Below are 26,194 nucleotides of genomic sequence, written 5' to 3'. Positions count from 1 at the left end.
CGGTTTCAAGGGGAGCCGTGGGGTGCGGCGGGTGAAATGGAGTTCTGCCTTTAAAAACTGCGCCTTTTGGCAAAATCGCTTCGCATTGGTTGATTGCCTGATCCCGCGCTTTGGCATAGACCGCGATAAACCCAGTTCCATGAAGAGACCGCACATGCGCCTGTCCCGATATTTTTTGCCCGTTCTCAAGGAAAATCCTGCCGAGGCGCAGATCGTCAGCCACCGGTTGATGTTGCGCGCGGGCATGATCAAGCAGGCCCAGGCCGGCATCTATTCCTGGTTGCCGCTGGGTTACAAGGTGCTGCGCAATATCGAGCGGATCGTGCATGAAGAGCAGGTGCGCGCCGGGCATATCCCGATGCTGATGCCAACCCTGCAATCGGCGGATTTGTGGCGCGAGAGCGGACGTTATGACGATTACGGCGAAGAGATGCTGCGGATCACCGACCGACATGGCCGCGACATGCTCTATGGGCCCACCAACGAAGAGCTGATCACCGACATCTTTCGCAGCCATGTGAGCAGCTACAAGGACCTGCCGCTGACGCTCTATCACATCCAGTGGAAATTCCGCGACGAGATCCGCCCGCGCTTCGGTGTGATGCGGGGCCGCGAATTCCTGATGAAGGATGGCTATAATTTCGACGTCACCAAGCAGGACGCGCTGCATGCCTATAACCGCCACCTCGTGAGCTATCTGCGTACCTACGAGCGCATGGGGCTCCAGGCGATTCCGATGCGGGCGGATGGCGGCCCGATCGGCGGCGACTATACGCATGAATTCCTGGTGCTGGCGGAAACCGGTGAATCCGAAGTGTTCTATGACAGCGAGATCACCGATCTGAAATTCGGCGACCGCGAGATCGATTATGACGACGTGGCGCAGTGCCAGGCGGTGCTCGAGGAATTCACCAGCCGCTATGCCCGCACCGACGAAACCCATGACGCGGCGCTGTTTGACGATGTGCCCGAGGCGCGCCGCCGCACCGCGCGCGGCATCGAGGTGGGGCAGATTTTCTATTTCGGCACGAAATATTCCGATGCCCTCGGCGCGACGGTGCAGACTCCGGATGGCAAACAGGTTCCGGTGCATATGGGCAGCCACGGCATCGGCGTGTCGCGCCTGTTGGGCGCGATCATCGAAGCGAGCCATGACGACAAGGGCATCATCTGGCCCGAGGGTGTCACGCCGTTCCATTGCGGGATCGTCAACCTGAAACAGGGCGATGACGAGGCCGACGGGGCCTGTGATGCGCTGTATCAATCGCTGACCGCGCTTGGACTCGAGCCGCTATATGACGATCGCAACGAACGGGCCGGGGGCAAGTTTGCCACCATGGACCTGATCGGACTGCCCTGGCGGATCACCGTGGGGCCGCGCGGGTTGAAAAACGGGGTTGTCGAACTGACCAGCCGCCGCACCGGCGAGAGCGAAGAGTTGCCCCCCGAACAGGCCGTGGCCAAGGTGGCGGCGATCTACGGCCAGACGGCCTGACAAATGGGGGCCTTGCCGACGATCTCGGTCATCACGGTGACCTGGAACCTGATCGAGGCCGGGCGCCGGGACGCGATTCTCGAGGTCATGGACTGTGTTCAGGGCCAGAGCGCCAGCGGCCTTGAGCACGTGATCTATGATGGCGCGTCAACCGATGGCACTCAGGCCCTGATCGAGGAAAAGATCGCCGCGTTGCAACAGGATGGCGCCCCGGTGCCGGTTCGTTTCTTCAGCGAACCGGATGGCGGGCTGTATGACGCGATGAACAAGGCGGTGGATGCGAGCACCGGCGACTATATCATCTTTCTGAATTCCGACGACCTGATCGAACGTGCGGATTCGCTGGCGCTGGTTCAGGAAAAGCTGGCCAGCGAAGATCCCGACTATGCCTTTGGGCAGACCACCTATGTCAACACCGATGGCAGCACGTTTTATGCCAGGCGCGTGACCACCAACAGCATGTTGCGCAGCATCCCGTTCTGTCACAATTCCACATTGATCCGACGCAAGGTGTTTCAGGAACTGGGCGGGCATGACCTGCAATTCAGGATCGTTGCGGATTACGACATGACCCTGCGGATCTTCATGCGCGGGCTCAGGGGCTGTGCCGTGATGGTGCCCATCGCGGTCTTCCGCAGAGGCGGGTTGTCGGCCGACCTGATACGCACGGGAACCGAGGTGGCGCAGGTGTGGCGCAAGAACTATGCGCCCTTTGTCGATATGTCCCGCTACAGCGACGAGGAATGCCTGAACTGGGTCCGTATCGGACAATTGCCCCTGCGCGTCTCATGGGGGATTTTCCTGGGCAATTTGGGCAAACCGGCGGTGCGCCGGGCGGCGCGTCACAGTTTCATCAAGACCTTGTTGCGCAGTATGCAGCCCTGGCGCAGCTGGGACAACCTGAGCGAGTGAGCCCCGCTCAGGCGGCCGGCCAGATGCCGAATTCGCGCTGCATGTACTGAACGCATTCCAGGTTGGCCTGTTGGCGGTTCAATCCCTCGATGGTGCTGTTGCTCAGGGCGTCCGCCTCCGCGCCGGAAATCTCGTTGGGCAGGTAGCCGTTATGCCCGAGAATGCGCACGTTGTTCTGTGCCACCATGCCCGAAAGCCAGATGTCATCGACGGTCCAGACCTTTGCGGGCACATCAAATACCCGTTCCGGGAAAAAGCCGGGCCGGACGAGCACGCCGCCGCAGCCCTCCATGATGTCGATCAACCCTTCCTGGCGAAAATTGCGGGTGCGGAACGGTTTGGCGGCGGGTTTGCCGCGGGCTTTCAACACCGCCTGTTTGATCCTGCGCATCCGGTAAGGCAGGTCGCGCCGCGAAGTCTGATAGACCGCTCGCGGGCGGTCTTGTGACTGGCGGTTGATCGCTACGCCCAGATTCTCAAGATCCCAGCCGGAATTGGCGATGCACATTTCGGGCTGCGCGCGCCCTGCGTCGATCAGGTCTTGCGCCCAGTGAACCGAGGTCGTTCGGTCGTCGTCGCAATAGATGATCGGTTCATCGGTCCCGGCCAGATCGGTCAGCGCGGGCAGCAGCTTGGTGGCCGGGCCGTAATCCTGTTCGGTACGGGCGATGCGCACCCCTTCGGGCATCCCGGGCAACGCGAAACTGCCCTCGGGAAAGCGCCGATAGCTGTGCGGGATATTGACCCGGATCTCCCGAATCTCGGCGGTCTGTCTCAGCAGGTCGGCCAGCGTGCGTTGCAGCATGTCAAAGCGCGGCGGAATCGAGGTAAGGGAAATGACGGTCAAGGGGCACCCATCTGTGGATTGTCCCCCTTGCTACGCAATCGCCCGGCGGCAATCAATTGCCGGTGTGCGTGGCGGGGTTGACTGTGGGGCTTGCCGGTGTATCCGTTCGCCGATCGCAGACAGGAGCCGACATGGCCAGAACGCCCGCCCCCTTTGCCCCGTTCGAATGGATGATCGCGTGGCGTTACCTGCGTGCCCGCCGTGCCGAGGGCGGTGTCAGCGTCATGACATGGATCAGCCTGATCGGCATCACGCTCGCGGTGTTCGCCCTGATCGCCACGCTGGCGGTGCGTTCGGGGTTTCGCACGGAATTTGTCGGCACCATCCTGGGCGCGAATGCCCATGTGACCGTCTACGATGTCGGTCGTGTCGGCCCGCAGGGGCAGCTTGACCGCACGATCTCGGATTACCGGGGATGGGCCGACCGCGTCGCGCAGGTGCCCGGCGTGACCCGGGTGGCGCCGCTGATCAAGGGGCAGGCCCTGATCAGCCTGCGCGACGCAAGTTCCGGGGCCGAGATTTACGGCATCACGCGCGCCGATCTCGAATCGCTGCCGGGTATTGCGGGCTCCGAACAGGCGGTGGGCGACCTGAGCCGTTTCAATCAAGGCATCGCCATCGGGTCGGGCGTCGCCCGCGCGATTGGCGCAGGGGTCGGCGACACGATCAAGCTGACCTCGCCCAACGGGGTGAAAACCGCGTTTGGCACCAGCCCGCGCGTGAATGCCTACGAGGTTGTCTATGTGTTTTCGGCGGGGCGCTATGACATCGACCGCACCCGCGTATACCTGCCATTTGCCGAGGCGCAGGCCTATTTCAATCGCGAAGGCGTGGCCGACGAGCTCGAAGTGATGGTCCAAGACCCCGAGGCAGTGAATGCCCTGACCATCGACATCCTGCGCGCGGCGGGGGATCGGGCGCAGGTCTGGACATGGCGCGACTCGGCCGGCGGGTTCTTGCGCGCACTCGAGGTCGAGGACAACGTGATGTTCATCATCCTGTCGATCCTCGTCCTGATCGCGGCGATGAATATCGTCTCCGGACTGATCATGCTGGTCAAGAACAAGGGGCGCGACATCGGCATCCTGCGCACCATCGGGCTGAGCGAGGGATCGATCATGCGGGTCTTCTTTATCTGCGGCGCGTTCACCGGGCTGATCGGCACGGTGATGGGGGTGGTTCTGGGCTGTCTCTTTGCGATCTATATCGACCCGCTGTTTTCCTTTGTGAACTACGTGATGGGGGGCGGGGTCTGGGATCCGTCGATCCGGGGCATCTATCGGTTGCCAGCGGAGCTCCGGCTGGGGGATGTGTTGTCCGCCGTCGGCCTGTCGCTTGGGCTGTCCTTTCTTGTCACCCTGTTCCCGGCGCGCCGCGCGGCGCGGATGAACCCGGTCGAGGCGTTGCGTTATGAGTGAACCGGTGCTGCAACTGCAAGGTCTGGCCAAGACCTATGGGGCCGGCTCGCCCGGTGAAATCCGGGTCTTGCAGGGTCTCGACCTGACCGTGGGCACCGGCGAAACCGTCGCGCTGGTTGCGCCGTCGGGGGCGGGCAAATCGACGCTTTTGCATATCGCGGGGCTGCTGGATGTGGCGGATCAGGGCGCGGTGCGGATTGGCGGTGTCGACCTGGCGGGCAAATCCGATCGCGCGCGCACCACGGCGCGGCGGCGCGATATCGGGTTCGTTTACCAGTTTCACCACCTGCTGCCGGAGTTCTCCGCGCAGGAAAACATCGTGTTGCCGCAGCTTGCCAATGGCGTGTCCGAGGCCCGCGCGCGGGACCGTGCGCTGCACCTGCTTGAACGGGTGGGGGTCGCGGCGCGGGCGGGCCACCGTCCGGCGGCGCTTTCGGGTGGCGAACAGCAACGGGTGGCGTTCTGCCGGGCGCTGGCCAATGCGCCGCGCCTGTTGCTGGCGGACGAGCCTACCGGCAACCTTGATCCGGCAACATCGGACCAGGTGTTTGACGCGCTGATGGCCCTGGTGGCGGATACCGGTCTCGCGGCGGTGATCGCAACGCATAACCTCGAGCTGGCGGCGCGGATGGACCGGGTGCTCAGGCTTGAGAACGGCAGGCTGACCGAAACCTGAAACACCGTGGCGGGTGCGCAACTCTGCCGCGACGCTGTCGCCGGCGGTTGACCTCGTGACCGGATTGCAGTCCATTCGGGGCACCTGAACGGAGACCCTGAATGCAGATCATTCCCCTGTCCATCCTGCCCGTGGTCGCGGTGATCGCGGCCTGCACCACCGATGTCATGCCCCAGCCCGACGAAGGGGCGGCGCTGTTTGCCGCGAATTGCAGCAGCTGCCACGGACCGCAGGGCAAAGGCGGCAAGCAACTGGCCCGCGGCACGGTTGCGCCGGATCTCACGCGGATCGCCTTTCGCAATGGCGGCAGCTTTCCCAAGGCGCAGGTGCTGTCGCAGATCGACGGCTATGGGCGCGGCAAGGCGGGGGATGTCATGCCCGCGTTCGGCGCGCTGTTGGAAGGCGAGACGGTGCCGGTGGATATCGACGGCACCCTGACGCCCACGCCCCGGCCCCTGGCCGCCCTGCTGGCCTATCTGGAGAGCATCCAGACCCCTTGACCGGCTGGGCGGGCGACCTGGCCTATGAACAGATGCCCGCAAGCTCGGCATCGCGCCAGGGCAGGTAGACATCGCTTTCGCGCGCGGCGGGCAGGTCGGAAACCGGGAAGGCCCCGCTCAGCATGTCATGCAGCCGCTTGGTGCGCGCGGCATCCGGCGCGAGTGCTCGGCAACAGACATACTCCTCGACGATCGCGCCCTGTTGTTCATAGCCATAGCTGAGGAAATCGGGCGCTTCGTTCAGGTCGAACAGATAGGGGTCATCGACGCTGCCATGTTCCGCCGCCGCGCGCAGCGGCGAATACCCGGTGCGGGCACGGTTCTGCCATTGCCAGACATGGGTCATCTCATGCGCAAGCAGCATCGACTGAACGAGGTACAGGCGCTCGGGATAGTCGCGCATGTAATCGTCCAGATACCAGTCCCTGGCGAAATAGACATGGTTGAACAGGGCGACGGCGGCGGGCTTGGTGGTCACGATCTCTTCCTTGACCGGCGGCAGGATCCGCTCGCGGCAGGCCACACGCGGGCGCGCCTTGCGGCGAAAGGTGACGGCGGCCACCGGCGCGCCCCGAACGATCCGGATGCGCGATGTGTCGAGCTGTTCGCCCTGCAATCCGCGAATGAACGCCTCTTCGGTATCGGTGAGGGGGCGGCCACAGGAACACACAAGGGCAAGGATCAGGAACAGGCGCAGGATCATGCGCGCAGGTTATCCCGCCCGCCTGCGGGGCGGTAGGGGCAAGTTGCGGCGGCGCGGCGGTTTTCCGGTCAGACGCTCATCGCGAGAACCCGGCTGATCTCGGTCAGCGAGCGGCCGGATTGATCCATCCAGGTGTTGAACGCGGCCTGCACGCTCTGCATCGCCCGCTTTGATGTCGCGGGCTTGTCGATCACCCCCTCGGCGATCAGCCGCGCGGTGACATCGCGCGACAGAATGAAACTGTCGCGTCCGGCAAAGCGCATCGCGTATTGGCCGCTCATGCCGCCAAGCCGTGCGCCGCGCGCCTTGAGAAGCGCGAGCAGGCCGATATAGTCGCTGGACGGCCAGCCTCCGAACACCACGCCGGGGCCACCCTGATCGCGCAGTTCCAACAGGAACACGGCATTGTCGCGCACGGTCATGATCTTGGGGCCATTGCGCACGATGGCCCGGTCGGCAAGCAGCGCGTCGAGCTTGTCATCATCCATGAAGGCGCATTTGCCCAGATCAAACCCGTCAAACGCCGCTTCGAACCCGTCCCATTTGTTCTCGATGACTTTCCAGTTGAACCCGGCCTGAAAGATGCATTTCGTGATGATCGACAGCCAGCGGTCTTCGGGCAGGCGGGCCAGCGCCGCCGCACTCTCGGGGCGGGAGAGCTTGCCGTTCAGGGCGTCCGCTCCGCCGTGCCGTTCGGCGGCGATGGCGTGGATGTCGTCAAAATGGCGCATGGCGGGGCTCCTGCATCATCCGGGTCAGCCGGCGCAGGGCATCAGCGCACCGCGCGACTGGATCACCCGCCCGGCCAGCGCCGCCGCGTCGATGACCGCCTGGTCAATGGGTTTGCCCGCGAGTTGCGAGGCAAGGAAACCGGCATTGAAGGAATCCCCGGCCGCCGTGGTATCCACCACGGTGGGGGCCGCGACTGGCGAAACGCGCGAGATCGCGCCGCCATCCGAGATCAGGATCTCGCCAGGGCCGTTCTTGACCACCACGGTTTGCGCCCCGGCCTTCAGATAGCGCGCGAGCGTTGCCTCGGGGTCGGCGTCGCCAAACCATGTCGCCTCGTCCTCGTGCGAGGGCAGGACCGTGTCGCTGACCTCTGCGGCGGCGGTGATGCTGGCGGTCATCGTGTCGGGGCTGTCCCAGAGGCGCGGGCGCAGGTTGGGGTCGAACACCACCGTGCCGCCGCCGGTGCGAAACGCCGCCAGCGCCGCCAGCAGTCGGGCGCGATCCTGGTCCGAGAGAATGGCAAGTGTGATGCCGGAAAAGAACGCGATCTGCGCAGAGCCGAGCGCCGCCGCAAGCTGGTCGCTGTCACTGGCCAGCATGCGCGCGGCGCTTTGTCCGCGCCAATAGCTGAAGCTGCGTTCGCCGTCCTGCAACTGGATCATGTAAAGCCCGACGGTCAGACCGGGCAGGCGCTGAATCGAATCGGTTCCGATCCCGGCCTCTTGCAGAAACTCCAGCATCTGCTCCGAGATCGCGTCCTGGCCCACGGCGCTCAGGTAATCGACCTGGTGCGCGTCGCCAAGCAACTGGCTCAGGTACCAGGCGGTGTTCATGGTGTCGCCGGCAAAGCCGATCTGGTAGGACCCTTCGATATTGGTGGGTGCAAGTTCGACCATGCACTCGCCGATGGAAACAATTCGGGTCATATCATTCTCTCCGTGAACCTTGGTGCCGGTTTGGCTGCACCTCTTCTATAGGGATCGCGGAGCGTGACAAGGGCAGGGGCCGGGTTTGCGCGGGAAAGCCGGGGCCCCGCACCATGGCGCAACCGCCCGGTCCGTCAGCCGTTCAGCGGATCGTATTGCGGGGTCAGCGCGTCGCCCTCCAGCCCCGCGCTGGCGGTGTAAACCGCGCCAAGCTGGCGATTGATGGCGAAAAAGGTCAGGGTACCGCCGCTGGTCCGAGGGGCCTTGATCGCATCGAAATCCGGGGCCGGATAGTTGCTGAGCTGGAACGTGCCCTCGACCCAATCGGCCTTCGGGTCTTCCTCGGCAAGGCGCTTGTTGTACCATGCGGCAAATTCCGCCGGGTCCTCGATAACGGCAAATGTCTGTTCATGGGCGAGATGGTTGAGCGCCTGCGCAAGCTGCAACGCCTGTCCCGGTTCCGCAAGCCCGGGGGCAAGCCCAAGCAGCGTCGCGGCATCGCCGGTTTCGGTATCGTCCACGATCACAACGGCGGTGCCCTCGTCATCGAACGAAAGCAATATCTGCGGATCCTGAGCCATTCTGCGTCCTTCTTTCTATGCCGTTTCTTCGCGGATCATCATCCGGTCCTGTCCCAAAGCGTGTCGACCCATTTGCGGTCTTCCGGCCGCAGGTCGCCGCCGGGTTCCGTGCGTTTCCACAGCCTGAGCTCTCCGGTGGTCGGGTCGGGCATCGCCACGAAAAAGGTGTGGGTCCGTTCATCGCCCCAGTTGGTATCCGCCACCATGACCTGCGGGCTGCCCAGGTCGTTGGCAAGTTCGCTGAGCATGGCGTTGTTGGTGGACTTGGCGTAGTCCTTTTCCATCTTGGCCAGCTTCTTGTTGTATTCATCCGTTGCCGCCTGTTGCTCCTTGAGCAGCTTGTCGGCAAGCTCGGTCGCGGACACGGTCGCCCCGGTTTTTTCACGCTCAAGCTTCCAGGCGTCGGCCTTTTCCTGCGGGGTTTTCTGATCGGCCTTCCATTTGTCGGCGGCGCGGCGGGCCCGTTTCTTGTCGAATTCCTCGGTGGCCCTGGTCACGGCGGCAAGGATCGCTTCGGGCTTTGCATCGGCGGTGGGACGGTGGGCCTTGGCGTCTTTCTCAAGCTCCTGGCGCAGGGCGTCGTCGCTTTCATTGTCCAGCAGGGCATTGATCTTCTTGTCGAACATATAGGCCGCGCGCTCTGCCGACAGGGCGGTGTCGGAAATCGTCTTGCCCGGATCGATCACCTTGCTCTGGATGTTCGCCGCGGTCTGGGTGGGGGTCGAGCCGTGCAGATCCTGCATCGTGTGTTCGCCGGGGCGGCTCTTGGCGGTGGGCAGGGCGTTGAACGAATGGATGCCCTCGGTGCCGATATTGATGAACTGCTCGGTGGAGCCCGCGACCATGTCGACAAGACCGGTCAGAACCTCCTTGGTGCGCAACCCTTCGTTGGGCGGGGCCTTGGGATCGGGCACCGCATCCACCACCTTTTGCGTCTTGGGCGTGCCGCCAAACAGCGCCCGCGTGGGGTCAAGTTCCATGCCGCCCGACGACAATTCCCATGGCTTGTACTTGCCGGGGCAGACCGCGTTGATAAAGGCATCGGATTTGATATGGGCAATGATCGCCTTGCCCTCGGTCGAAGTCTTGCTGACCGACAGCGCCTTGAGCGCCGAGGCGGTCATCTCCTTGATGAACTCTTCCTTGGTGGTGATCGGCCCGCCCCGGGGCGCACCGAGATTGTCCACCGGCTGGATGCGATAGCGCCCCTTGGAGGACGACCCGTCATTGGAATCGGTGATTTCCGAGGTTGGGTCATAGTAAAAGTTGAAATCCGTGCCGATGGCCATGGTCAGCTTGGCGCGGGCCGCCTGTTTCTTGAGCGTGTCCGTCCCCCCGACCGTGTCGATCACCTTGCCCAGGCCGTTGGGCGCAAGCAGGTTCTTGCGCAGCGCCTTGCGTTCGCGGCTGCCGGTCTGTGTCGCGGCGGCCGAGGCGATGCTGAATTCCCAGCTCTGGATCAGCGGGTTGCCGCCGTCATTCAGCTTGGTCACTGCCGGCACCTTGAGCCCGCTCGCCGAGGTAAAGGTGCCCTTGCTGGCAATTTCGGCAATGCCTTTCAACGCCTCTTCGGGTTTCTCATGCCGGAACCTGCGGGTGGGGGCGGTGGTAAAGCAGGAGCCGACCGGCCCCTGGTCCATCGGCGTGAAAAACGCCGAAAGCGCGGCCTGGCGGGCATCCGCGTCGGTCAACGGAGGATTGACACCCAGAACTTCGCAGACAAGCCCGGTGCCCGCCTGCCCGGTAGGGGCCTTCATGCCATTGATCACGTTGGCGCAGGCGTTTTTCGTGCCGGTGTCTTGCAGCGCCTTTTGCGTTTCAAACGCGTGCAGCGCCAGCGAAGGCGTGGCGTTGCGCAGGATGTCGGGATTGTACATCAGGTCGTTGATGGCGTTCTTGGCCTTGTCCGAAGTCGGATCGAACGCGCCGTTGCTGGCCAGCATGGCACCGCCGATCGCCTTGCTGCGCGACTCGGCCAGTTCCGAGAACGTGCCCGGCAGCGGCCCGAGCGCATCCTTTTCGTACTGGCGGCCGGATTTCAGATAGCTGTTCAGCCCGTTATAGAATTCCGGTCCGATGTGATCGCCGGATTTCATCAGGTTCTCGGCATAGCTCCGGGCCTGCTCCTCGCCCATTACCTTGCCATTGGCCTTGAACCCCTGCGCAGCGAGATTGCACATCGGTTCGATGACATGGGCGATCTGGTCCGGATCCCGTGACCGTTGGGCGAGCGCAACCGCGCTGTCGGCCAGCAGCGGGTCCTTCTTGTAGGCGGCGATCAGCTTCTCGGCGGACCCATCGGTGAACGGACGCCCGGCATCGGGGGCAAGCGGGCCAAAGGCAAGCGATTCCGACAGCTTCTGTTTGCCGATGATCGCGCTGTTGAGCTTGCTGGCGGTTTTCTCGCGGGTGCGCGCCGCGCGGTACTCGGCCAGCGCGGTCTTGATCGCCAGTTCCTTGGCCGCGATTTCCGTGGGGTTGCCTTCGGGCAGGGCCTTGGCCTTGTTCCAATCCGATGCCGCGTCGGAGGCATCCTTGCGGGCCTGTTCGATGTCTTCCTTGACCTTGGCGATCCGCTCGGGCGTCACCGGTTTGTCGCCAATCAGCGCATCGAAACTCGCAAATGTCTCGCGCGCCTTGGCGGCGGCCTTGGGGGATTTGGTGGCCAGTGCCGAGATCTTTTCCGACGTGCGCACGAGCGCTGCCAGCGCTTCGCAGGCCCGCTGCGCCTTGGCAAACTCGTCGGGCGAGGGCCAGTCACCGGCCATCGCGGTTGTCACCCGGTCGCGCTCGGCCTTCATGGCTTTCTTTTCATCCGGGGTTGCCCCGCCGGGATCCGCCAGTTGGGCGATCTTTTGCAGCATCCGGGTCTTGTCGGCGGCGATGTCCAGCTTGGCCTGTTCGATGTCCGCCTTGAGATCGGTCAGCGTCTTGATCGCGGCAAAGCTGTCCTTGGCGGTGGTCTTGCCGATCGGGTCGACAGACTTGTCGAGGATCAGCTTGACCCGCGAATCATCGGCGGGCAGCACCTTGATCGCCTGCTGGAACTGGCGCACCGCTTCGGCATGTTCCGCCATCATGACCGGCCCCAGCTTGGTCGCCTCGTCGCCAAGCAGCTTGAGCGTGTCCATCGCCGCGGGCATGTCGGCGGGGGCGGTGGTTTTCGCCGGCCCATCGGCACGGGTCGCGATGGATTTCACCCGCGGGTCCGCATCCGGCAGGTCGGCCATGACTGTGTTGAACTGCACGACCGCCTGTGCATGTTCCGAGGCGATCGTCTGGCGCAGCTGTTCGATCATCGGGATCAGCGGAGCCAGGTCTTCGCGCGCGCCATCAAAGTCGCCGGAATTCTTCTTGGCCATCGGGCCGGCGGCACGACCGCCCAGGGCCTGCACCCGCGGATCCTTGCCCGGCAGGGCCAGCAGCGCTTCGTGAAAGGTCTTTTCAACCTCGACATAGCGCTTGTAGGCATCTGTGGTTTTCTTGTTCTTGCTGCCGGTGAACCAGCCCTTGAGGATGAACCTGTCAAGAAAGGCGATCTGCTGGGTGGTCAGTTCCTTACCGGCCATAAGAACCTTGTCCTTCTCGTGAACCGGAGCAGTCTCCGGCAAGATCTATCAGTTCGTACAATGACTTGTTTGCCAGGGGCGGAAACAAGACGCGTGGCTGTGCAATCGAATACAACCTTGCGATGAACCTAGTGCGGTCAGCGGGGATCTGACAACCGTTTTCCTTCCCGGTTGCCGGATTTGCCTGCCAAACCGGTGTCCGAACCGCGACGGCGCGGCCCGCGCATGGGGCTGGCCTTGTGCCCCGCAATCGGTCTAGAGCGTGTGAAATCCCGGCAAGGGGCCGGGGCGATGCAAGCGACGGGACCCGAATGAGTATCGAGATCCACCAGAAATCTGCGCAATGGTCAGGGATCGACCTTGAGGCGATCGCCGAGGCTGCCGGGCGGGCGACCTTCGGGCGGCTGGGCCTTGATGCGGACGACGTGTCGCTGGCCATCCTTGCGACCGACGATGCCGAGATCGCCGAGCTGAACGCCGAGTTTCGCGGCAAGCCGGCGGCGACCAATGTGCTGAGCTGGCCGGCCACCGATCTCGCGGCACCGGAACCGGGCGGGCTGCCGGCGCTGCCGCAACCGGATGTCTTTGGCGAGATCGAGCTTGGCGATGTGGCGATTTCCTATGAAACCTGCGCGCGCGAAGCCGGGGCCGCGGGCAAGCCGATGAGTGAACATGTCACACATCTGATCGTTCATGGTCTGTTGCATCTTCTGGGGTATGACCACATTCGTGACCCCGATGCGGCCTTGATGCAGGGGCGCGAAGTCGAGATACTTGGCAAATTGGGTATCGATGACCCATATTGGGTAAGAGACGGGGCCTGAATGCCCCCATTTGGATAGGAACGATGGACGACACAGACGGCAGTTCTAGCGCGGCGCAGCGCGCGCAGCCACAGGACGAAACGGCACTTCCCGCGAGACACGAGGCCGATGAACAGGAGGGGACGGAACGCCCCGGCCTGATCGGACGCATCATCGAGGCGTTTTCGCCGCCCGAAGAACCGCCGGCAACATCGCTGAACGGCAAGGCCGTCGAAACCCGCGGCATGATCAACCTGCGTCGTATGCGGGTCGAGGATGTGGCGATCCCCACCGCCGAAATTGTCGCGGTGCCCAACAGCATATCCAAGGACGAGCTGGTGCAGCAGTTCCGCGAGAGCGGCATGACCCGCATCCCGGTCTACGAAGGCACGCTGGATACGCCGCTCGGATTTGTCCACCTCAAGGATTTTGCCCTCAGCCACGGGTTCAACGGCGAGACCGCGGAGTTTGACCTGGGTTCGATGCTGCGGCCGCTGCTTTTTGTGCCGCCGTCGATGCCGATCGGGGTGTTGCTGACCAAGATGCAAACCGAACGCCGCCACATGGCGCTGGTGATCGACGAATATGGCGGCGTTGACGGGTTGCTGACCATCGAGGACCTGATCGAACAGGTGGTCGGCGAAATCGAGGACGAACACGACACCGACGAGGACCGCCCATGGGTCAAGGAGAAACCCGGCTGCTACGTGGCGCTGGCCAAGACGCCGCTGGCCGAGTTCGAGGCCGAGATCGGCCAGTCGCTGACCGACCATCACGAGGTCGATGAAGAGGAAATCGACACGCTGGGCGGGCTGGTGTTCATGCTGTCCGGGCGCGTGCCCGGTCGTGGCGAGGTCGTGCCGCATCCCGAGGGGCCGGAGTTCGAGGTGATCGACGCCGACCCGCGCCGGATCAAGCGCCTGCGCGTGCGCCTTCCCGAGTATGCCGTATGATGTCACCGCCCCGCGGGCCGTTGCTGCGGATGGGCCTGGCGGCCGGGCTCGGGGGGCTGGCGGCGCTCGGGCTTGCGCCCTACGGCTTATGGCCGGTCACGCTGCTGGCGCTGGCGCTGGTGCCCTGGCTCGTGCAGGGGATCGACCGGCCCGGGCGGGCTGCGTGGCTGGGATGGGCGCTGGCGACCGGGTATTTCGCCCATGCGCTGATCTGGATTGTCGAACCGTTTCTGGTGGATGTCGCCCGGCATGGCTGGATGGCACCTTTTGCGCTGATCCTGCTGTCGGGCGGTCTCGCGCTGTTTTGGGCGGCGGCGTTCTGGGGTGCCACGTGGCTGGCGCGTTCCGGGGCGATGCGGATCGCGGCGCTTGTCGTGGCGCTGTCGCTCGCCGAAGTCGCGCGGGCCCATGTGCTGACCGGGTTTCCCTGGGCGGGGCTGGCGCAGGTCTGGGTCGGAACAGATGTTGCGCTGTGGCTCGCATGGATAGGGCCACAGGGGCTTGGCGCGCTGACCCTGTTCGCGGCGCTTGTGCCGGGGGTCGCCCTGATCTCGCACGGGGGGTGGGCGCGACGGTTGATCTCGGTCGTGCCGGTGCTCATCTTGGTGCTGGTGGGGCTGGGCCTGTCCCGCGCAATACCCGCGCAACACCCCTCCACCGGAACGGTCCGGATCATTCAGCCCAACGCGCCGCAACACCAAAAATGGGACCCGGAATTCATGCCGGTTTTCTTTCAGCGCCAGATCGACTTTACCGCCGCGCTGCCGCATCCGGATCTGATCGTATGGCCGGAAACAGCGGTGCCGGTCCTGCTGGAATACGCGGGTCCGGCGTTGGCGCGCATGTCCGATGCGGCGCGGGGCACCCCCATGGTCGTGGGCATTCAGCGCAGCGATGGGCCGCGCCAGTACAATTCGCTGGTCCAGCTGGATGCGGGTGGCGACATTGCCGCGATCTATGACAAGCATCATCTCGTGCCCTTTGGAGAATATTTCCCCGGCGGGGATTTTGCCGCGCGATTCGGGTTGCGCGGATTCGCCGCGCAAGAGGGCGATGGCTATAGCGCCGGGCCGGGTCCGGTCCTGATGGCGTTCGGGGCGCTTGGCGGGGGGCTGCCGCTGATCTGCTATGAAGCGGTGTTTCCCGAGGATGCAAGCAGCGGCGAAGGGCGCGCGGATTTCCTGCTGCAGGCGACAAATGACGCCTGGTTCGGAGAATTCGCGGGCCCCTATCAGCATCTCGCGCAGGCCCGGATGCGGGCCATCGAACAGGGCCTGCCGATGGTGCGGGCCGCCAATACCGGGATCTCGGCGATGATCGATCCCTGGGGGCGGATCACCGAAAGCCTGCCGCTGGGCGAGGCGGGGTTCATCGATGCGGACCTGCCGGCGCCATTGGGCGCGACGCCCTATGCGCGGGTCGGGGATTGGCCGGTGCTGGGCGTTCTGCTGATGGTGCTCGCGGGATTGCCGTGGGTGGGGCGGAAAATAAATCGGCCCTAGGCGATTGACCTTGCCGGTTAGCAGCCGTAACCCGGCACAGACCTGTCACAACGGCTTCCTGGCGTGGCGGGATAAACCCCAATGGAGCGCTATTCATGTCCCGTAACAATTATACCTTCACCTCGGAATCGGTTTCCGAGGGGCATCCGGACAAGGTCTGTGACCGTATCTCGGACGCGATCCTCGATGCCCTGCTGTCAGAGGAGCCCGAAGCCCGCGTCGCCGCGGAGACCTTTGCCACCACCAATCGCGTGGTCATCGGCGGTGAGATCGGGCTGAGCGATCAGGCCAAGCTGAACGACTATATGGGCCGCATCGACCAGATCGCGCGGGACTGCATTCGTGACATCGGCTATGAGCAGGACAAGTTTCACTATGCGACCTGTGAAATCACCAACCTGTTGCACGAGCAATCGGCGCATATCGCCCAGGGGGTTGATGCCTCTGGTGACAAGGAAGAGGGCGCCGGCGACCAGGGCATCATGTTCGGCTTTGCCACCAATGAAACCCCGGCCTACATGCCGGCACCGATTCAATATGCCCATGCGATCCTGCGGCGGCTGGCCGAGGTGCGCAAGGACGGCACCGAGCCGGCGCTTGGTCCGGATGCCAAGAGCCAGCTTTCGCTGAGCTACGAGAATGGCCGTCCGGTCAGCGTCCGCTCGCTGGTCTTGAGCACCCAGCATCTGGACGCGGACCTGACGAGCGACGACATCCGCGCGATTGTCGCGCCCTATATCACCGAGGTGCTGCCCGATGGCTGGCTGACCGAGGTGACCGAGTGGCATGTGAACCCGACCGGAAAATTCGTGATCGGCGGTCCCGATGGCGATGCCGGGCTGACCGGGCGCAAGATCATCGTGGACACATATGGCGGTGCCGCGCCGCACGGGGGCGGGGCGTTTTCCGGCAAGGACCCGACCAAGGTTGACCGCTCGGCGGCCTATGCGGCGCGCTACCTGGCCAAGAATATCGTGGCGGCGGGACTCGCGGATCGCGCGACCTTGCAGCTGAGCTATGCCATCGGCGTGTCGCGTCCGCTGTCGATCTATGTGGACACCCATGGCACCGGGCAGGTTGCAAATGCCGCGATCGAAGGCGCGGTGGCCAGGGTGATGGACCTGACCCCGCGTGGCATTCGCGAGCATCTGCAACTGAACAGGCCGATCTATCAGCGTACCGCGGCCTATGGGCATTTCGGGCGGGAGCCCGATGCGGATGGCGGGTTCAGCTGGGAGAAGACCGATCTTGTCGAGGCGCTGAAGGCGGCGCTCTGACGGGACGGTGTACCGGGCTTTGGGGGATGAGGGGCGCTGCCCCTCAAACTCCCCGGAGTATTTGGACAAAGATGAAGACCGCCTGGGCATTTTCAGGGCAGCGCTGCTGTCCGGTGCCGTGGGCGGGGATTGTGAACGAGGGCCCATCGGGCTAGACCGCGCGCCATGACAGAACGCACCCGCCCGCATCGAAATTTCTATGGCCGCCTGAAGGGCAAGGCGCTGAAGAAGAGCCAGCAGACCTATCTGGACGAGGACCTCGCGGCGCTGTCGCCGGGGGCGGTGGGATGGGATGAGAACCCGGAGCGCGCGCCGCTTGACCTGGAGGCGTTGTTCGGCGGGCGTCCGGTGTGGCTCGAGATCGGGTTTGGTGGCGGCGAGCACCTGGTGCATCAGGCGCGCGCGAACCCGGATATCGGGATCATCGGCGCGGAACCCTATATCAACGGCGTGGCGATGTTGCTGGGCAAGATACGCCGGGCGGGGGTGAGCAACCTGGCGGTGCATCCCGGTGACGCGCGCGATCTGATGGACGTCTTGCCGGCGGGGTCGATCCGGCGGGCGTTCCTGCTCTATCCCGATCCATGGCCCAAGACGCGGCATCATCGGCGGCGGTTTGTCACCCCCGAACATCTGGGGCCGTTGCATCGCGTGCTGGCGCCCGGGGCGATTCTGCGGGTGGCCACGGATATTCCGGATTACGTGCGCCAAACCCTGGAAGAGGTGCCCAGGGCGGGGTTCGAATGGCTTGCCGAGCGTCCGTCGGATTGGCGCGCGCCGTGGGATGACTGGCTGTCGACGCGCTATGAGCAGAAGGCGCTGCGCGAGGGGCGGGTGCCGCATTACCTGACATTCCGCCGCCTGTGAGGCGATCTGCCTGCGCGGCGATCACGGGTTGTGGACCCTCTCGCGGGCATCGGTTAAAGCGGGGGGCACCGACTTGAGGAGAGGCACGATATGTCCAGCCATGGCACCCCGATTCCGATGATGTCCGCCCCTTGCGGGGCGTTGTCCGGCGTGGCCGATGTACCCGGGGACAAGTCGATTTCGCACCGCTCGATCATCCTGGGGGCGATGGCGGTTGGCGAGACACGGATCACCGGATTGCTCGAGGGCGAGGATGTTCTGGACACGGCCAGGGCGATGCGGGCTTTCGGGGCCGAGGTCGAGCGGGATGGTGATGGCACATGGCATGTGCACGGGGTTGGCGTCGGCGGTTTTGCCGAACCGGATCAGGTCATCGATTGCGGCAATTCCGGCACCGGCGTGCGGCTGATCATGGGGGCGATGGCAACCTGTCCGATCAGCGCGACCTTTACCGGCGATGCCAGCCTGAACAAGCGGCCGATGGCGCGGGTGACCGATCCCCTGGCGCTGTTCGGGGCGCGGGCGGTGGGGCGTGCGGGCGGGCGGTTGCCGATGACCATTGTCGGCGCGGCGCAGCCGGTGCCGGTACGATACGACGTGCCCATGCCGTCGGCACAGGTCAAATCCGCCGTCCTGCTGGCCGGGTTGAATGCGCCGGGCAAGACCGTGGTGATCGAAAAGGAAGCCACCCGCGACCATTCGGAGCGGATGCTGGCGGGGTTCGGGGCCGAGATCACCACCGAGGAAACCGAAGAGGGCCGGGTGATCACGCTGACCGGTCAGCCCGAATTGCAGCCACAGGTGATCGCGGTGCCGCGCGATCCGTCCAGCGCAGCCTTTCCGGTCTGTGCGGCGCTGATCGTGCCGGGGTCGGACGTGCTGGTGCCGGGGATCGGGCTCAATCCGACGCGGGCGGGGTTGTTCACCACCCTGCGCGAGATGGGTGCGGACCTGACCTATGAGAACGAGCGCCAGGAGGGTGGCGAACCGGTGGCCGATCTGCGTGCACGGTTTTCGCCCGATATGAAAGGGATCGACGTGCCGCCCGAACGCGCGGCGAGCATGATCGATGAATACCCGGTATTGTCGGTCGTGGCGTCTTTTGCCAGCGGCATCACCATGATGCGCGGTGTCAAGGAGTTACGGGTCAAGGAAAGCGACCGGATCGACGCGATGGCAACCGGGCTGCGGGCCAATGGTGTCGATGTCGAAGAGGGCGAAGACTGGTGGTCGGTCACCGGGCATGGGCCGGGATCGGTTGCGGGCGGGGCGACCTGTGCCAGCCACCTGGATCACCGGATTGCCATGTCGTTCATGGTCATGGGCATGGCGACACAGCACCCGGTGAGCGTGGATGACGGTGGCCCCATCGCCACGTCCTTCCCGATCTTCGAGCCGTTGATGCAGCGGCTTGGGGCGGCGTTGTCGCGGCCACAGGGATAGCGGCATCGTGGGGCGGGCATGGGTTGTGCTGGCGGCGTTGGCCGCGCTGGCGGTTCTGTGTCTGCTGTTGATGTCGATCTGGACCAAGCCGGCGATCACCGAGGGGGCCAATGGCGCGCCGATGTTCGATCTGCGGCGCGACGGCTATGATTACGAAACCGCGAGAACATACGTGACCGGCCTGGACGAGCCGGCGCGGCGTTTGTACCTGGGGGCGCAGCGGGTGTTGGACACGCTGTTTCCCCTTGCCCTGGCGGGCGGGCTGGCCTTTGCAATCTATCTCGCTCTGCGGCGCAATTTCGGTCGTTGGGCAATCGCAGGGACGCTCTTGCCGGCGGCCTGTTTCTATGTGGACATGCTCGAGAATGCGGCGGTGGCGCGGATGCTGAAGGCACCGTTGTTGACGCCGGAACAGGTCGAATTGGCGAGCACCTTCACGGTGCTCAAGTTCCAGTTGTTCGAGGCGTCGGTATTGCTGCTTTTGCTCTGCGTGATCGGACAGGTCGTGCGGTGGAGCCTGGACCGGTTCAGGGGGATGACATGACATTTACCATCGCGATCGACGGGCCGGCGGCGGCGGGCAAGGGGACCATCAGCAAGGCCATTGCCGCGCGGTTCGGGTTTGATCACCTGGATACCGGTCTGCTCTACCGGGCCGTGGCTGCGCTGGTGTTGAATGGGGCGGATCCGGTAGCGGCGGCATCGACGCTGACTCCGGACCATCTGGAGGCGGGCAATCTGCGCAGCGCCGAGGTTGCGCAAATGGCCAGCAAGGTGGCGGCAATTGCCGGGGTGCGTAGGGCGCTTGTGGCGTTCCAGCGCGAGTTTGCCGCGCGGCCGGGCGGTGCGGTTCTGGATGGGCGTGACATCGGGACGGTGATCTGCCCCGGTGCCGATGTAAAGCTGTTCGTCACCGCCAGCGCCGACGTGCGGGCGCGGCGTCGGTACGAGGAACAAGCGGCACAGGGCGCGACGGACAGCTATGAGACGGTCCTGGCGGATGTGCGGGCGCGGGATGAGCGTGACATGAACCGGGCGGATGCGCCGTTGAAACCGGCAGGGGACGCGATCCTTGTGGATACCAGCGATCTGTCGATCGACGAGGCGCTGGAGCAAGTGACGCGCCTGGTCCGGGACCGGTTGCCGCGCGACCGCTGACCGTCAAGGTCGGGAAAACCTCGGTCATGTATTCCGGACTGACGCCGGTGATCGGCAATTGTTAGCGTGCTTTCACCGGCTCCCGTGCGGACCGGAAGGCAACAGGCAGTGCCATGTTTTCGCGAGGTTTCAGATGGACGTATTCGTTTTCAAGACCGCAACAACCGACACCGCGGAGTATCGCATGATCGATGACATCCCCGGAGAGAGCCGGTTTGACCCGACGGCCGTCTGGGGCAGCGGCGGTGCCTCGCGCGAGGGGATGCACGTGGATCCGGTGATCCCCGGTGCCGAGGACCAGATGGATGGGCTGACCATGCCGCGGGTTCTGGGTCGGATCGACCCGATGGACGGAGAGGCGGACCCGCATATTGCACATGTGGGGGCACCGGCCGGCTTTGAAGACCCGCTCTTTGGCTGAAGAGCGACCGGCCCGCGCGGTTTTCTCCTCCCGCCGCGCGGGCCGGACATCGGGGCAGGTTTTCGCGCGCGGGTCCGCATATGCAGGGCTTGCCAACGGCCCGGCGCTTCGTTAAGACGCACCCGTCGACAAGGTGGAAATCACCGCAATGGCAACGAGACGAGCAGGGTCGGACCATCCGGCCCTCTTTGCTTTGCGTCCTTCTGACCAATCCAAGACCGGCGGAGACAACCGCACGGCCCGCAAAAATGTGAAAAAGGAAACGACTTATATATGTCCGCTAACGCATCCATGGAGGAATTCGAAGCCCTCCTGAACGAAAGCTTCGAAATGGACACGCCCGAGGAAGGGTCTGTTGTCAAAGGCAAGGTCATCGCAATCGAAGCGGGACAAGCCATCATCGACGTAGGCTACAAGATGGAAGGCCGCGTCGATCTGAAAGAATTCGCAAATCCCGGAGAAGCCCCCGACATCGCCGCCGGTGACGAGGTCGAAGTCTTCCTGCGCCAGGTCGAGAACGCCCGTGGCGAAGCCGTCATTTCCCGCGAAATGGCCCGCCGTGAAGAAGCCTGGGATCGTCTGGAAAAAGCCTATGCCGACGAGCAGCGTGTCGAAGGCGCGATCTTTGGCCGTGTCAAAGGCGGTTTCACCGTCGATCTCGGCGGTGCCGTGGCTTTCCTGCCCGGCTCGCAGGTCGATGTGCGCCCGGTGCGCGATGCCGGCCCGCTGATGGGTCTCAAGCAGCCGTTCCAGATCCTGAAAATGGACCGCCGCCGTGGCAACATCGTTGTGTCGCGCCGCGCGATCCTCGAAGAGTCCCGCGCCGAACAGCGCGCCGAAGTCATCGGCAACCTGCACGAAGGTCAGGCCGTGGACGGCGTGGTCAAGAACATCACCGAATACGGTGCGTTTGTTGACCTTGGCGGTGTTGACGGGCTGCTGCACGTCACCGACATGGCATGGCGCCGCGTGAACCACCCTTCCGAGATCCTGTCGATCGGCGAAACCGTCAAGGTTCAGGTCATCAAGATCAACAAGGAAACCCACCGCATCAGCCTCGGCATGAAACAGCTGCAGGAAGATCCGTGGGATCTGGTTGGCGCGAAATACCCGCTCAGCTCGGTGCACACCGGTCGTGTCACCAACATCACCGATTACGGTGCCTTTGTTGAGCTCGAGCCCGGCGTCGAAGGTCTGGTTCACGTGTCCGAAATGTCCTGGACCAAGAAAAACGTGCACCCCGGCAAGATCGTGTCGACCTCGCAGGAAGTCGAAGTCATGGTGCTGGAAATCGACGGTGCCAAGCGTCGCGTTTCGCTGGGTCTCAAGCAGACCATGCGCAACCCGTGGGAAGTCTTTGCCGAGCAGTTCCCCGAAGGAACCGAGGTCGAGGGCGAGGTCAAGAACATCACCGAATTCGGTCTGTTCATCGGTCTCGAAGGCGATATCGACGGCATGGTTCACCTGTCCGACCTGTCCTGGGACGAGCGCGGCGAAGACGCGATCCAGAACTATCGCAAGGGCGACATGGTTTCGGCCGTGGTCTCCGAGGTGGATGTCGAGAAAGAGCGCATCAGCCTGTCGATCAAGGCCCTGGGCGGCGACAAGTTTGCCGAGGCCGTTGGCGGCGTCAAGCGTGGTTCGATCATCACCGTCGAAGTGACCGCGATCGAAGACGGTGGCATCGAAGTGGAATATGAAGGCATGAAATCCTTCATCCGCCGCTCCGACCTGTCCCGCGACCGTGCCGAGCAGCGCCCCGAGCGTTTCAGCGTCGGCAACAAGATCGACGTGCGCGTCACCAATGTCGACAGCAAGACCCGCCGTCTGGGCCTGTCGATCAAGGCCCGCGAGATCGCCGAAGAGAAAGAAGCCGTGGAACAGTACGGCTCCTCGGACTCCGGTGCATCGCTGGGCGATATCCTGGGCGCCGCGCTCAAGGGCGACGATTGATCCAACCGGTCATCCCGGACAAGACAGAAACCCGCCGGACGCTGTTCGGCGGGTTTTTTCGTACCCGGCAGCGGCGCGGTGCCATGGTTTGACAGGTGATCGGGGTTCTGCCACCATCGCGGCAGGTGGTTTGATCGGGCTCGCCCATGTTTCGTTTGTTCAATTTTCTTTTCCTGGCGATCCTCGCCGCTCTGGGCTCCGCGGCCACAGCGCAGACCAGCCTGTGGGAGATCGACCCCACGAATACCGACCATCTGCGTGCGGCATCGGCCCGGTGCAGCGCCTCGTGGGACAGCGCGTGGTCCGGTGACGATCTGTGTTCGCGCAGCTTTCTGTGTGGCGAGGCCGGATGTGATCCGCTCCGCGTCATCGTGCTTGTCGATGCGACGCGGCAAGACGAATTCCTGCAGCAGGCCCGGACCATGCGCTTTACCGAGATCGCCTATTGCGACCCCGCCGATCCGTTTCAGGCGCAATATTTTCAGCTGAATACAGACGCTTATGTGCCCTATATCGACGGCTTCGAAGACCGTTTTGCCGGGCGATCCTATCGGGCGTTCTGTACCGAGGTGCAGCCCGGTTACGAGATTGAAGTCACGTTGAAGGTTCGCCAATGGGGCGGGCGCGACGTGATCGCCCTGCGCCCGGGGGGTGATGCGGGATCGCCTTCGGCCCTGATGTGGGTCAGCGAAGAGCAGTTTCTGGACCTGCGCGAGAACCTGACGATCGACCTGCGCGGCCTGGTCAAGACCGCGATCGAAGAGGTGACGCAATTGACCTGCGATACCACGCCCCGGCAGACCTGCGCGCTGGTCTATCAGGGGGGCAAGCTGGCGGTGCGTCTGCTGGTCTCCGAAGGCGGGCTGACCGGTCGCCCCGGCAATTGGGAGAGCACCTATTGGGAAATCTATCCCCATTGGCTGGGCGGGCAGACGCAGTTCGCGCTCAGCTTTGACATGCCGATCACGGCGATCAAGCGCTGGCCCGCGGATGGCGACAAGCCTTCAGGCGGCTTTACCTCGCTTGATTTCGACGAGGGGTTCGAGACCTTCCGGGCGGCGGTGATGTCACGGGTCGCGGATGCGCTTGACGCCGAATACGATGGGGCCTGGTAACATGTCGACCCGCTCGGCTCGCGCCTTTTTCGCCATTCTCGTCGTGCTGGTCCATGTGGTGTTCGTGTCTTATTGCGCGATCTATCTGCAGGCCAGGATCACCAAGCCGGAAACCTATTTCTCGACCATCGCCGTGTTCCTGCCGGTCTTCGGCATCTACGTCGGTGTCGTGGTCAAGTCGGTGGGCACCGCCAAGGGGCCAAAGGGGCCAAATGTCAGCGGCACCTTCCTGGCGCTGTTGTCGATCCTGTTTTTGGCCTATGCCTGTGGCAATGCCTTTGTGCTCTATTCCTACGGCACCGGCTTTATCGCCACCGAAGATCTGTTGCCCGGCGCAATTGCAATTGTCGAGGCGGCGTTTGGCGGATTTTTCACCACGCTGTTCCTGACCCTCTTTGGGCAATCACAAGCGGATTGAGCGCATACTGGCCGATATGGGTGGCGAATCGCGCCGCTCGCGGTTTGGTGGCAAATTTCGGTGCGGGCTAAACCCATGCTTCCAACTTGCTTGCAAATTCGGGTGCCACGGTGGATCAGCGCAAATTTTTCCGTGCATATTCCAATAGTTCTGGTTCCCGCGAAAGCCATTTGCTCTTATACTCACAAAACCAGTCTTGTTAGCGCGATGCTGCCTTGGGAGGGACACGCTGAATGATCCGGTCTGAACTGATACAGAAAATCGCTGATGAAAACCCTCACCTCTATCAGCGCGATGTCGAGCGTATCGTGAACACGGTATTCGAGGAAGTCACCGGTGCCATGGCGCGCGGTGACCGGGTCGAGCTGCGTGGTTTTGGCGCGTTCTCGGTGAAAAAACGCGATGCGCGGATCGGACGCAATCCAAGGACCGGAGAAACCGTGCATGTTGAGGAAAAACATGTCCCGTTTTTCAAGACAGGAAAACTCCTGCGGGACCGTCTGAACGGAAAGTAAACTGATGCGGTATATTCGCTACGCCTTCCTGGCTTCGCTGGGTGTTTTGTTGATCTCGGTCTCGCTGGCAAACCGGGGATTCGTCACGTTGAAACTGATGCCGGATGCGGTCGCGGAACTGCTGGGCTTCAACATGACAATTTCGCTGCCGCTCTTCGTGGTTGTTCTGGGCGGGATCGCGGCCGGCCTGGTCATCGGGTTCTTCTGGGAATGGATGCGCGAGTACAAGCATCGGCGGGAAGTGGATGTGAAGGCCCGCGAGGTGCGCAAGCTTGAGCGCCAGGTGGGCAAGCTGAAAACCGAAAAGCACAAGGGCAAGGACGAAGTACTGGCCATCCTGGACGAAACGGCCTGATTTTTTCATGCCACCAGACATTCGCGTCAAGATTTGTGGGCTGAGCGATGCACAAACGCTGGCCACGGCGGTGGCCGCAGGTGCAGCCTATGTTGGCTTTGTGTTTTTTGCCAAATCACCCCGCAATGTCGATATCCCAAGGGCCACCAGGCTGGCAGAAGCGGTGCCGGACGGGGTATGCAAGGTCGCGCTTACGGTGAATGCGGATGATGCGACCCTTGAACAATTGATTGAGAGTGTCCCGTTGGACATGCTGCAATTGCATGGGGCGGAACCGCCCGAACGTGTTGCCGACATCCGTGCGCGATACGGCTTGCCGGTGATGAAGGCCGTCGGGGTCGCGGACGAGGGCGACTTGCCGGCCTTGGTGGATTATCAACGGGTTGCCGATCAGATCCTGGTAGATGCCAAACCCCCAAAGGATGCGGAACTTCCGGGAGGCAATGGCCTGGCCTTTGATTGGCGGCTTGTTTCCGGGCGGCGCTGGTCGGTTCCGTGGATGCTGGCTGGCGGATTGACAGCGGAGAACGTGAGCAACGCAATTGCCCTGACGGGTGCACAACAAGTCGACGTGTCGTCCGGTGTCGAAACATCGCCAGGCATAAAGGATGCGGAGATGATACGGGGTTTCATCAAAGCCGCCTCGCGTTAAGCCCGAATTTACATTCACGGGGCAGAACGGGTTGCATGTCAGTCTTGCCGCCACATCTTACTGCAGAAAATTGGCTTCATCAGGTTTTCGCCTCGAATGAGGCCCGGCGTGGTGGCATTGTCAAACGCCAGATCCGGGATGTTGAGCGATTGGTAGGGCGCGATGCGTTCCTTGGGGCGGTGCAAAAGCATGGCTTTCAGGCGGTGGAAAACGGTCGGCACTTTGTTGTGTTCTGCAACAACCATCCGATTCGCCGCTTGAAGTGAAAGGGCTTTCGAAAGCCCTTTGCCAAGACGCTTCAAGCGTCTTTGACGCGGGTTGAACCCGCGTTTTCAAGGCATTTCGAAATGCCTTGGCTTGCCCTTGTGCGGTCACGGCACTAGGACAGGGGAAAGACTTGAAA

27 protein-coding genes and 1 riboswitch are annotated in these 26,194 nt (G+C 63.4%); of the genes, 20 read left to right on the top strand and 7 right to left on the bottom strand.

The genetic code is table 11. From position 1 onward, the window contains the following. Positions 1 to 154 precede the first annotated feature (154 nt). Positions 155 to 1,495, top strand: a complete 1,341-nt coding sequence (gene proS / locus ACP15R_RS00985) for a proline--tRNA ligase (protein ID WP_424984496.1) — start codon at positions 155 to 157, stop codon at positions 1,493 to 1,495. A 3-nt stretch (positions 1,496 to 1,498) separates the two neighbouring features. Continuing rightward, on the top strand, positions 1,499 to 2,407 hold the full coding sequence (locus tag ACP15R_RS00980) for a glycosyltransferase family 2 protein (protein WP_424984495.1): 909 nt from the start codon (positions 1,499 to 1,501) through the stop codon (positions 2,405 to 2,407). 7 nt (positions 2,408 to 2,414) lie between these two features. Here ACP15R_RS00980 and ACP15R_RS00975 read toward each other — a convergent pair whose 3' ends face one another. Then, positions 2,415 to 3,254 (bottom strand): hypothetical protein, encoded by an 840-nt coding sequence (locus ACP15R_RS00975; RefSeq protein WP_424984494.1) that lies wholly within the window; start codon positions 3,252 to 3,254, stop codon positions 2,415 to 2,417. Between the two features lie 131 nt (positions 3,255 to 3,385). Between ACP15R_RS00975 and ACP15R_RS00970 the strand changes: the two genes are divergently transcribed. From ACP15R_RS00970 to ACP15R_RS00960, 3 genes are all read left to right on the top strand, one after another. Next, on the top strand, positions 3,386 to 4,672 hold the full coding sequence (locus ACP15R_RS00970) for a lipoprotein-releasing ABC transporter permease subunit (RefSeq protein ID WP_424984493.1): 1,287 nt from the start codon (positions 3,386 to 3,388) through the stop codon (positions 4,670 to 4,672). Further along, a complete protein-coding gene (locus ACP15R_RS00965) occupies positions 4,665 to 5,348 on the top strand; it encodes an ABC transporter ATP-binding protein (protein ID WP_424984492.1) in 684 nt (227 codons plus the stop codon). Before ACP15R_RS00970 ends, ACP15R_RS00965 begins: the two co-directional genes overlap by 8 nt. Before the next feature lie 101 nt (positions 5,349 to 5,449). Then, positions 5,450 to 5,848, top strand: coding sequence for a c-type cytochrome (locus ACP15R_RS00960; RefSeq protein WP_424984491.1), 399 nt, complete (start codon positions 5,450 to 5,452; stop codon positions 5,846 to 5,848). A 22-nt stretch (positions 5,849 to 5,870) separates the two neighbouring features. On the opposite strand, the gene ACP15R_RS00955 is transcribed toward ACP15R_RS00960, so the two are convergent. The 5 genes from ACP15R_RS00955 to ACP15R_RS00935 form a co-directional block, all read right to left on the bottom strand. Then, positions 5,871 to 6,551, bottom strand: coding sequence for a hypothetical protein (locus ACP15R_RS00955; RefSeq protein WP_424984490.1), 681 nt, complete (start codon positions 6,549 to 6,551; stop codon positions 5,871 to 5,873). A gap of 68 nt (positions 6,552 to 6,619) precedes the next feature. Further along, positions 6,620 to 7,282 carry a DNA-3-methyladenine glycosylase I gene (locus ACP15R_RS00950; protein WP_424984489.1) on the bottom strand — a complete coding sequence of 221 codons (663 nt, stop codon included), beginning with the start codon at positions 7,280 to 7,282 and terminating at the stop codon, positions 6,620 to 6,622. Positions 7,283 to 7,306: 24 nt separating this feature from the next. Next, entirely contained in the window at positions 7,307 to 8,209 is a 903-nt protein-coding gene (locus tag ACP15R_RS00945) for a sugar kinase (protein WP_424984488.1), read from the bottom strand. 134 nt (positions 8,210 to 8,343) lie between these two features. Beyond that, on the bottom strand, positions 8,344 to 8,790 hold the full coding sequence (locus ACP15R_RS00940; protein ID WP_424984487.1) for a hypothetical protein: 447 nt from the start codon (positions 8,788 to 8,790) through the stop codon (positions 8,344 to 8,346). A gap of 38 nt (positions 8,791 to 8,828) precedes the next feature. Beyond that, positions 8,829 to 12,359, bottom strand: a complete 3,531-nt coding sequence (locus tag ACP15R_RS00935) for a hypothetical protein (RefSeq protein ID WP_424984486.1) — start codon at positions 12,357 to 12,359, stop codon at positions 8,829 to 8,831. 311 nt (positions 12,360 to 12,670) lie between these two features. Here ACP15R_RS00935 and ybeY point away from each other — a divergent pair, with 311 nt between their 5' ends. From ybeY to ACP15R_RS00860, 15 genes are all read left to right on the top strand, one after another. Beyond that, positions 12,671 to 13,183 (top strand): rRNA maturation RNase YbeY, encoded by a 513-nt coding sequence (ybeY, locus tag ACP15R_RS00930; RefSeq protein ID WP_424984485.1) that lies wholly within the window; start codon positions 12,671 to 12,673, stop codon positions 13,181 to 13,183. A 23-nt stretch (positions 13,184 to 13,206) separates the two neighbouring features. After that, complete coding sequence (locus ACP15R_RS00925) at positions 13,207 to 14,115, top strand: hemolysin family protein (RefSeq protein WP_424984484.1); 909 nt, start codon at positions 13,207 to 13,209, stop codon at positions 14,113 to 14,115. Next, positions 14,115 to 15,617 (top strand): apolipoprotein N-acyltransferase, encoded by a 1,503-nt coding sequence (gene lnt, locus ACP15R_RS00920; protein ID WP_424984483.1) that lies wholly within the window; start codon positions 14,115 to 14,117, stop codon positions 15,615 to 15,617. The genes ACP15R_RS00925 and lnt overlap by 1 nt, the downstream gene beginning before the upstream one ends. 39 nt (positions 15,618 to 15,656) lie before the next feature. After that, positions 15,657 to 15,706: riboswitch (SAM-SAH riboswitch) on the top strand. 6 nt (positions 15,707 to 15,712) lie between these two features. Beyond that, positions 15,713 to 16,894, top strand: a complete 1,182-nt coding sequence (metK, locus tag ACP15R_RS00915; protein WP_424984482.1) for a methionine adenosyltransferase — start codon at positions 15,713 to 15,715, stop codon at positions 16,892 to 16,894. 165 nt (positions 16,895 to 17,059) lie between these two features. Continuing rightward, on the top strand, positions 17,060 to 17,761 hold the full coding sequence (gene trmB, locus ACP15R_RS00910) for a tRNA (guanine(46)-N(7))-methyltransferase TrmB (protein WP_424984481.1): 702 nt from the start codon (positions 17,060 to 17,062) through the stop codon (positions 17,759 to 17,761). 90 nt (positions 17,762 to 17,851) lie between these two features. Next, positions 17,852 to 19,204, top strand: a complete 1,353-nt coding sequence (aroA, locus tag ACP15R_RS00905; protein ID WP_424984480.1) for a 3-phosphoshikimate 1-carboxyvinyltransferase — start codon at positions 17,852 to 17,854, stop codon at positions 19,202 to 19,204. Between the two features lie 7 nt (positions 19,205 to 19,211). After that, the gene (locus tag ACP15R_RS00900; protein ID WP_424984479.1) at positions 19,212 to 19,748 is read left to right on the top strand and encodes a hypothetical protein; all 537 of its coding nucleotides are present in this window, start codon (positions 19,212 to 19,214) and stop codon (positions 19,746 to 19,748) included. Continuing rightward, complete coding sequence (locus ACP15R_RS00895) at positions 19,745 to 20,362, top strand: (d)CMP kinase (RefSeq protein WP_424984478.1); 618 nt, start codon at positions 19,745 to 19,747, stop codon at positions 20,360 to 20,362. Before ACP15R_RS00900 ends, ACP15R_RS00895 begins: the two co-directional genes overlap by 4 nt. Before the next feature lie 133 nt (positions 20,363 to 20,495). Further along, complete coding sequence (locus tag ACP15R_RS00890) at positions 20,496 to 20,783, top strand: hypothetical protein (protein WP_424984477.1); 288 nt, start codon at positions 20,496 to 20,498, stop codon at positions 20,781 to 20,783. 273 nt (positions 20,784 to 21,056) lie between these two features. Continuing rightward, positions 21,057 to 22,736 (top strand): 30S ribosomal protein S1, encoded by a 1,680-nt coding sequence (rpsA, locus tag ACP15R_RS00885; RefSeq protein WP_424984476.1) that lies wholly within the window; start codon positions 21,057 to 21,059, stop codon positions 22,734 to 22,736. Between the two features lie 146 nt (positions 22,737 to 22,882). Beyond that, positions 22,883 to 23,851 (top strand): hypothetical protein, encoded by a 969-nt coding sequence (locus ACP15R_RS00880; RefSeq protein ID WP_424984475.1) that lies wholly within the window; start codon positions 22,883 to 22,885, stop codon positions 23,849 to 23,851. Between the two features lies 1 nt (position 23,852). After that, positions 23,853 to 24,269, top strand: a complete 417-nt coding sequence (locus tag ACP15R_RS00875) for a hypothetical protein (protein WP_424984474.1) — start codon at positions 23,853 to 23,855, stop codon at positions 24,267 to 24,269. A gap of 233 nt (positions 24,270 to 24,502) precedes the next feature. Continuing rightward, complete coding sequence (ihfB, locus tag ACP15R_RS00870) at positions 24,503 to 24,784, top strand: integration host factor subunit beta (protein ID WP_027263109.1); 282 nt, start codon at positions 24,503 to 24,505, stop codon at positions 24,782 to 24,784. 4 nt (positions 24,785 to 24,788) lie between these two features. Next, on the top strand, positions 24,789 to 25,139 hold the full coding sequence (locus ACP15R_RS00865) for a lipopolysaccharide assembly protein LapA domain-containing protein (protein ID WP_424984473.1): 351 nt from the start codon (positions 24,789 to 24,791) through the stop codon (positions 25,137 to 25,139). Between the two features lie 7 nt (positions 25,140 to 25,146). Next, positions 25,147 to 25,791, top strand: a complete 645-nt coding sequence (locus ACP15R_RS00860; protein ID WP_424984472.1) for a phosphoribosylanthranilate isomerase — start codon at positions 25,147 to 25,149, stop codon at positions 25,789 to 25,791. A 38-nt stretch (positions 25,792 to 25,829) separates the two neighbouring features. Here ACP15R_RS00860 and ACP15R_RS00855 read toward each other — a convergent pair whose 3' ends face one another. Beyond that, a complete protein-coding gene (locus ACP15R_RS00855; RefSeq protein ID WP_424984471.1) occupies positions 25,830 to 26,036 on the bottom strand; it encodes a hypothetical protein in 207 nt (68 codons plus the stop codon). Positions 26,037 to 26,194: the final 158 nt, after the last annotated feature.

The organism is Microbulbifer sp. S227A, from assembly GCF_049800935.1.
Note: the sequence above shows the minus strand (reverse complement) of the source record. Positions and strands in the feature narration are given on the sequence as shown.

What these genes read in the sequence shown, in the direction of transcription:
- lnt (WP_424984483.1), top strand. Translation starts at nt 14,115, where the DNA reads ATGTCACCGCCCCGCGGGCCGTTGCTGCGGATGGGCCTGGCGGCCGGG.
- ACP15R_RS00965 (WP_424984492.1), top strand. Translation starts at nt 4,665, where the DNA reads ATGAGTGAACCGGTGCTGCAACTGCAAGGTCTGGCCAAGACCTATGGG.
- ACP15R_RS00960 (WP_424984491.1), top strand. Translation starts at nt 5,450, where the DNA reads ATGCAGATCATTCCCCTGTCCATCCTGCCCGTGGTCGCGGTGATCGCG.
- ihfB (WP_027263109.1), top strand. Translation starts at nt 24,503, where the DNA reads ATGATCCGGTCTGAACTGATACAGAAAATCGCTGATGAAAACCCTCAC.
- ACP15R_RS00970 (WP_424984493.1), top strand. Translation starts at nt 3,386, where the DNA reads ATGGCCAGAACGCCCGCCCCCTTTGCCCCGTTCGAATGGATGATCGCG.
- rpsA (WP_424984476.1), top strand. Translation starts at nt 21,057, where the DNA reads ATGTCCGCTAACGCATCCATGGAGGAATTCGAAGCCCTCCTGAACGAA.
- ACP15R_RS00890 (WP_424984477.1), top strand. Translation starts at nt 20,496, where the DNA reads ATGGACGTATTCGTTTTCAAGACCGCAACAACCGACACCGCGGAGTAT.
- ACP15R_RS00955 (WP_424984490.1), bottom strand. Translation starts at nt 6,551, where the DNA reads ATGATCCTGCGCCTGTTCCTGATCCTTGCCCTTGTGTGTTCCTGTGGC.
- ACP15R_RS00860 (WP_424984472.1), top strand. Translation starts at nt 25,147, where the DNA reads ATGCCACCAGACATTCGCGTCAAGATTTGTGGGCTGAGCGATGCACAA.
- ACP15R_RS00855 (WP_424984471.1), bottom strand. Translation starts at nt 26,036, where the DNA reads ATGGTTGTTGCAGAACACAACAAAGTGCCGACCGTTTTCCACCGCCTG.
- ACP15R_RS00865 (WP_424984473.1), top strand. Translation starts at nt 24,789, where the DNA reads ATGCGGTATATTCGCTACGCCTTCCTGGCTTCGCTGGGTGTTTTGTTG.
- ACP15R_RS00945 (WP_424984488.1), bottom strand. Translation starts at nt 8,209, where the DNA reads ATGACCCGAATTGTTTCCATCGGCGAGTGCATGGTCGAACTTGCACCC.
- ybeY (WP_424984485.1), top strand. Translation starts at nt 12,671, where the DNA reads ATGAGTATCGAGATCCACCAGAAATCTGCGCAATGGTCAGGGATCGAC.
- metK (WP_424984482.1), top strand. Translation starts at nt 15,713, where the DNA reads ATGTCCCGTAACAATTATACCTTCACCTCGGAATCGGTTTCCGAGGGG.
- ACP15R_RS00980 (WP_424984495.1), top strand. Translation starts at nt 1,499, where the DNA reads ATGGGGGCCTTGCCGACGATCTCGGTCATCACGGTGACCTGGAACCTG.
- ACP15R_RS00895 (WP_424984478.1), top strand. Translation starts at nt 19,745, where the DNA reads ATGACATTTACCATCGCGATCGACGGGCCGGCGGCGGCGGGCAAGGGG.
- ACP15R_RS00935 (WP_424984486.1), bottom strand. Translation starts at nt 12,359, where the DNA reads ATGGCCGGTAAGGAACTGACCACCCAGCAGATCGCCTTTCTTGACAGG.
- ACP15R_RS00880 (WP_424984475.1), top strand. Translation starts at nt 22,883, where the DNA reads ATGTTTCGTTTGTTCAATTTTCTTTTCCTGGCGATCCTCGCCGCTCTG.
- ACP15R_RS00950 (WP_424984489.1), bottom strand. Translation starts at nt 7,282, where the DNA reads ATGCGCCATTTTGACGACATCCACGCCATCGCCGCCGAACGGCACGGC.
- proS (WP_424984496.1), top strand. Translation starts at nt 155, where the DNA reads ATGCGCCTGTCCCGATATTTTTTGCCCGTTCTCAAGGAAAATCCTGCC.
- aroA (WP_424984480.1), top strand. Translation starts at nt 17,852, where the DNA reads ATGTCCAGCCATGGCACCCCGATTCCGATGATGTCCGCCCCTTGCGGG.
- trmB (WP_424984481.1), top strand. Translation starts at nt 17,060, where the DNA reads ATGACAGAACGCACCCGCCCGCATCGAAATTTCTATGGCCGCCTGAAG.
- ACP15R_RS00940 (WP_424984487.1), bottom strand. Translation starts at nt 8,790, where the DNA reads ATGGCTCAGGATCCGCAGATATTGCTTTCGTTCGATGACGAGGGCACC.
- ACP15R_RS00875 (WP_424984474.1), top strand. Translation starts at nt 23,853, where the DNA reads ATGTCGACCCGCTCGGCTCGCGCCTTTTTCGCCATTCTCGTCGTGCTG.
- ACP15R_RS00925 (WP_424984484.1), top strand. Translation starts at nt 13,207, where the DNA reads ATGGACGACACAGACGGCAGTTCTAGCGCGGCGCAGCGCGCGCAGCCA.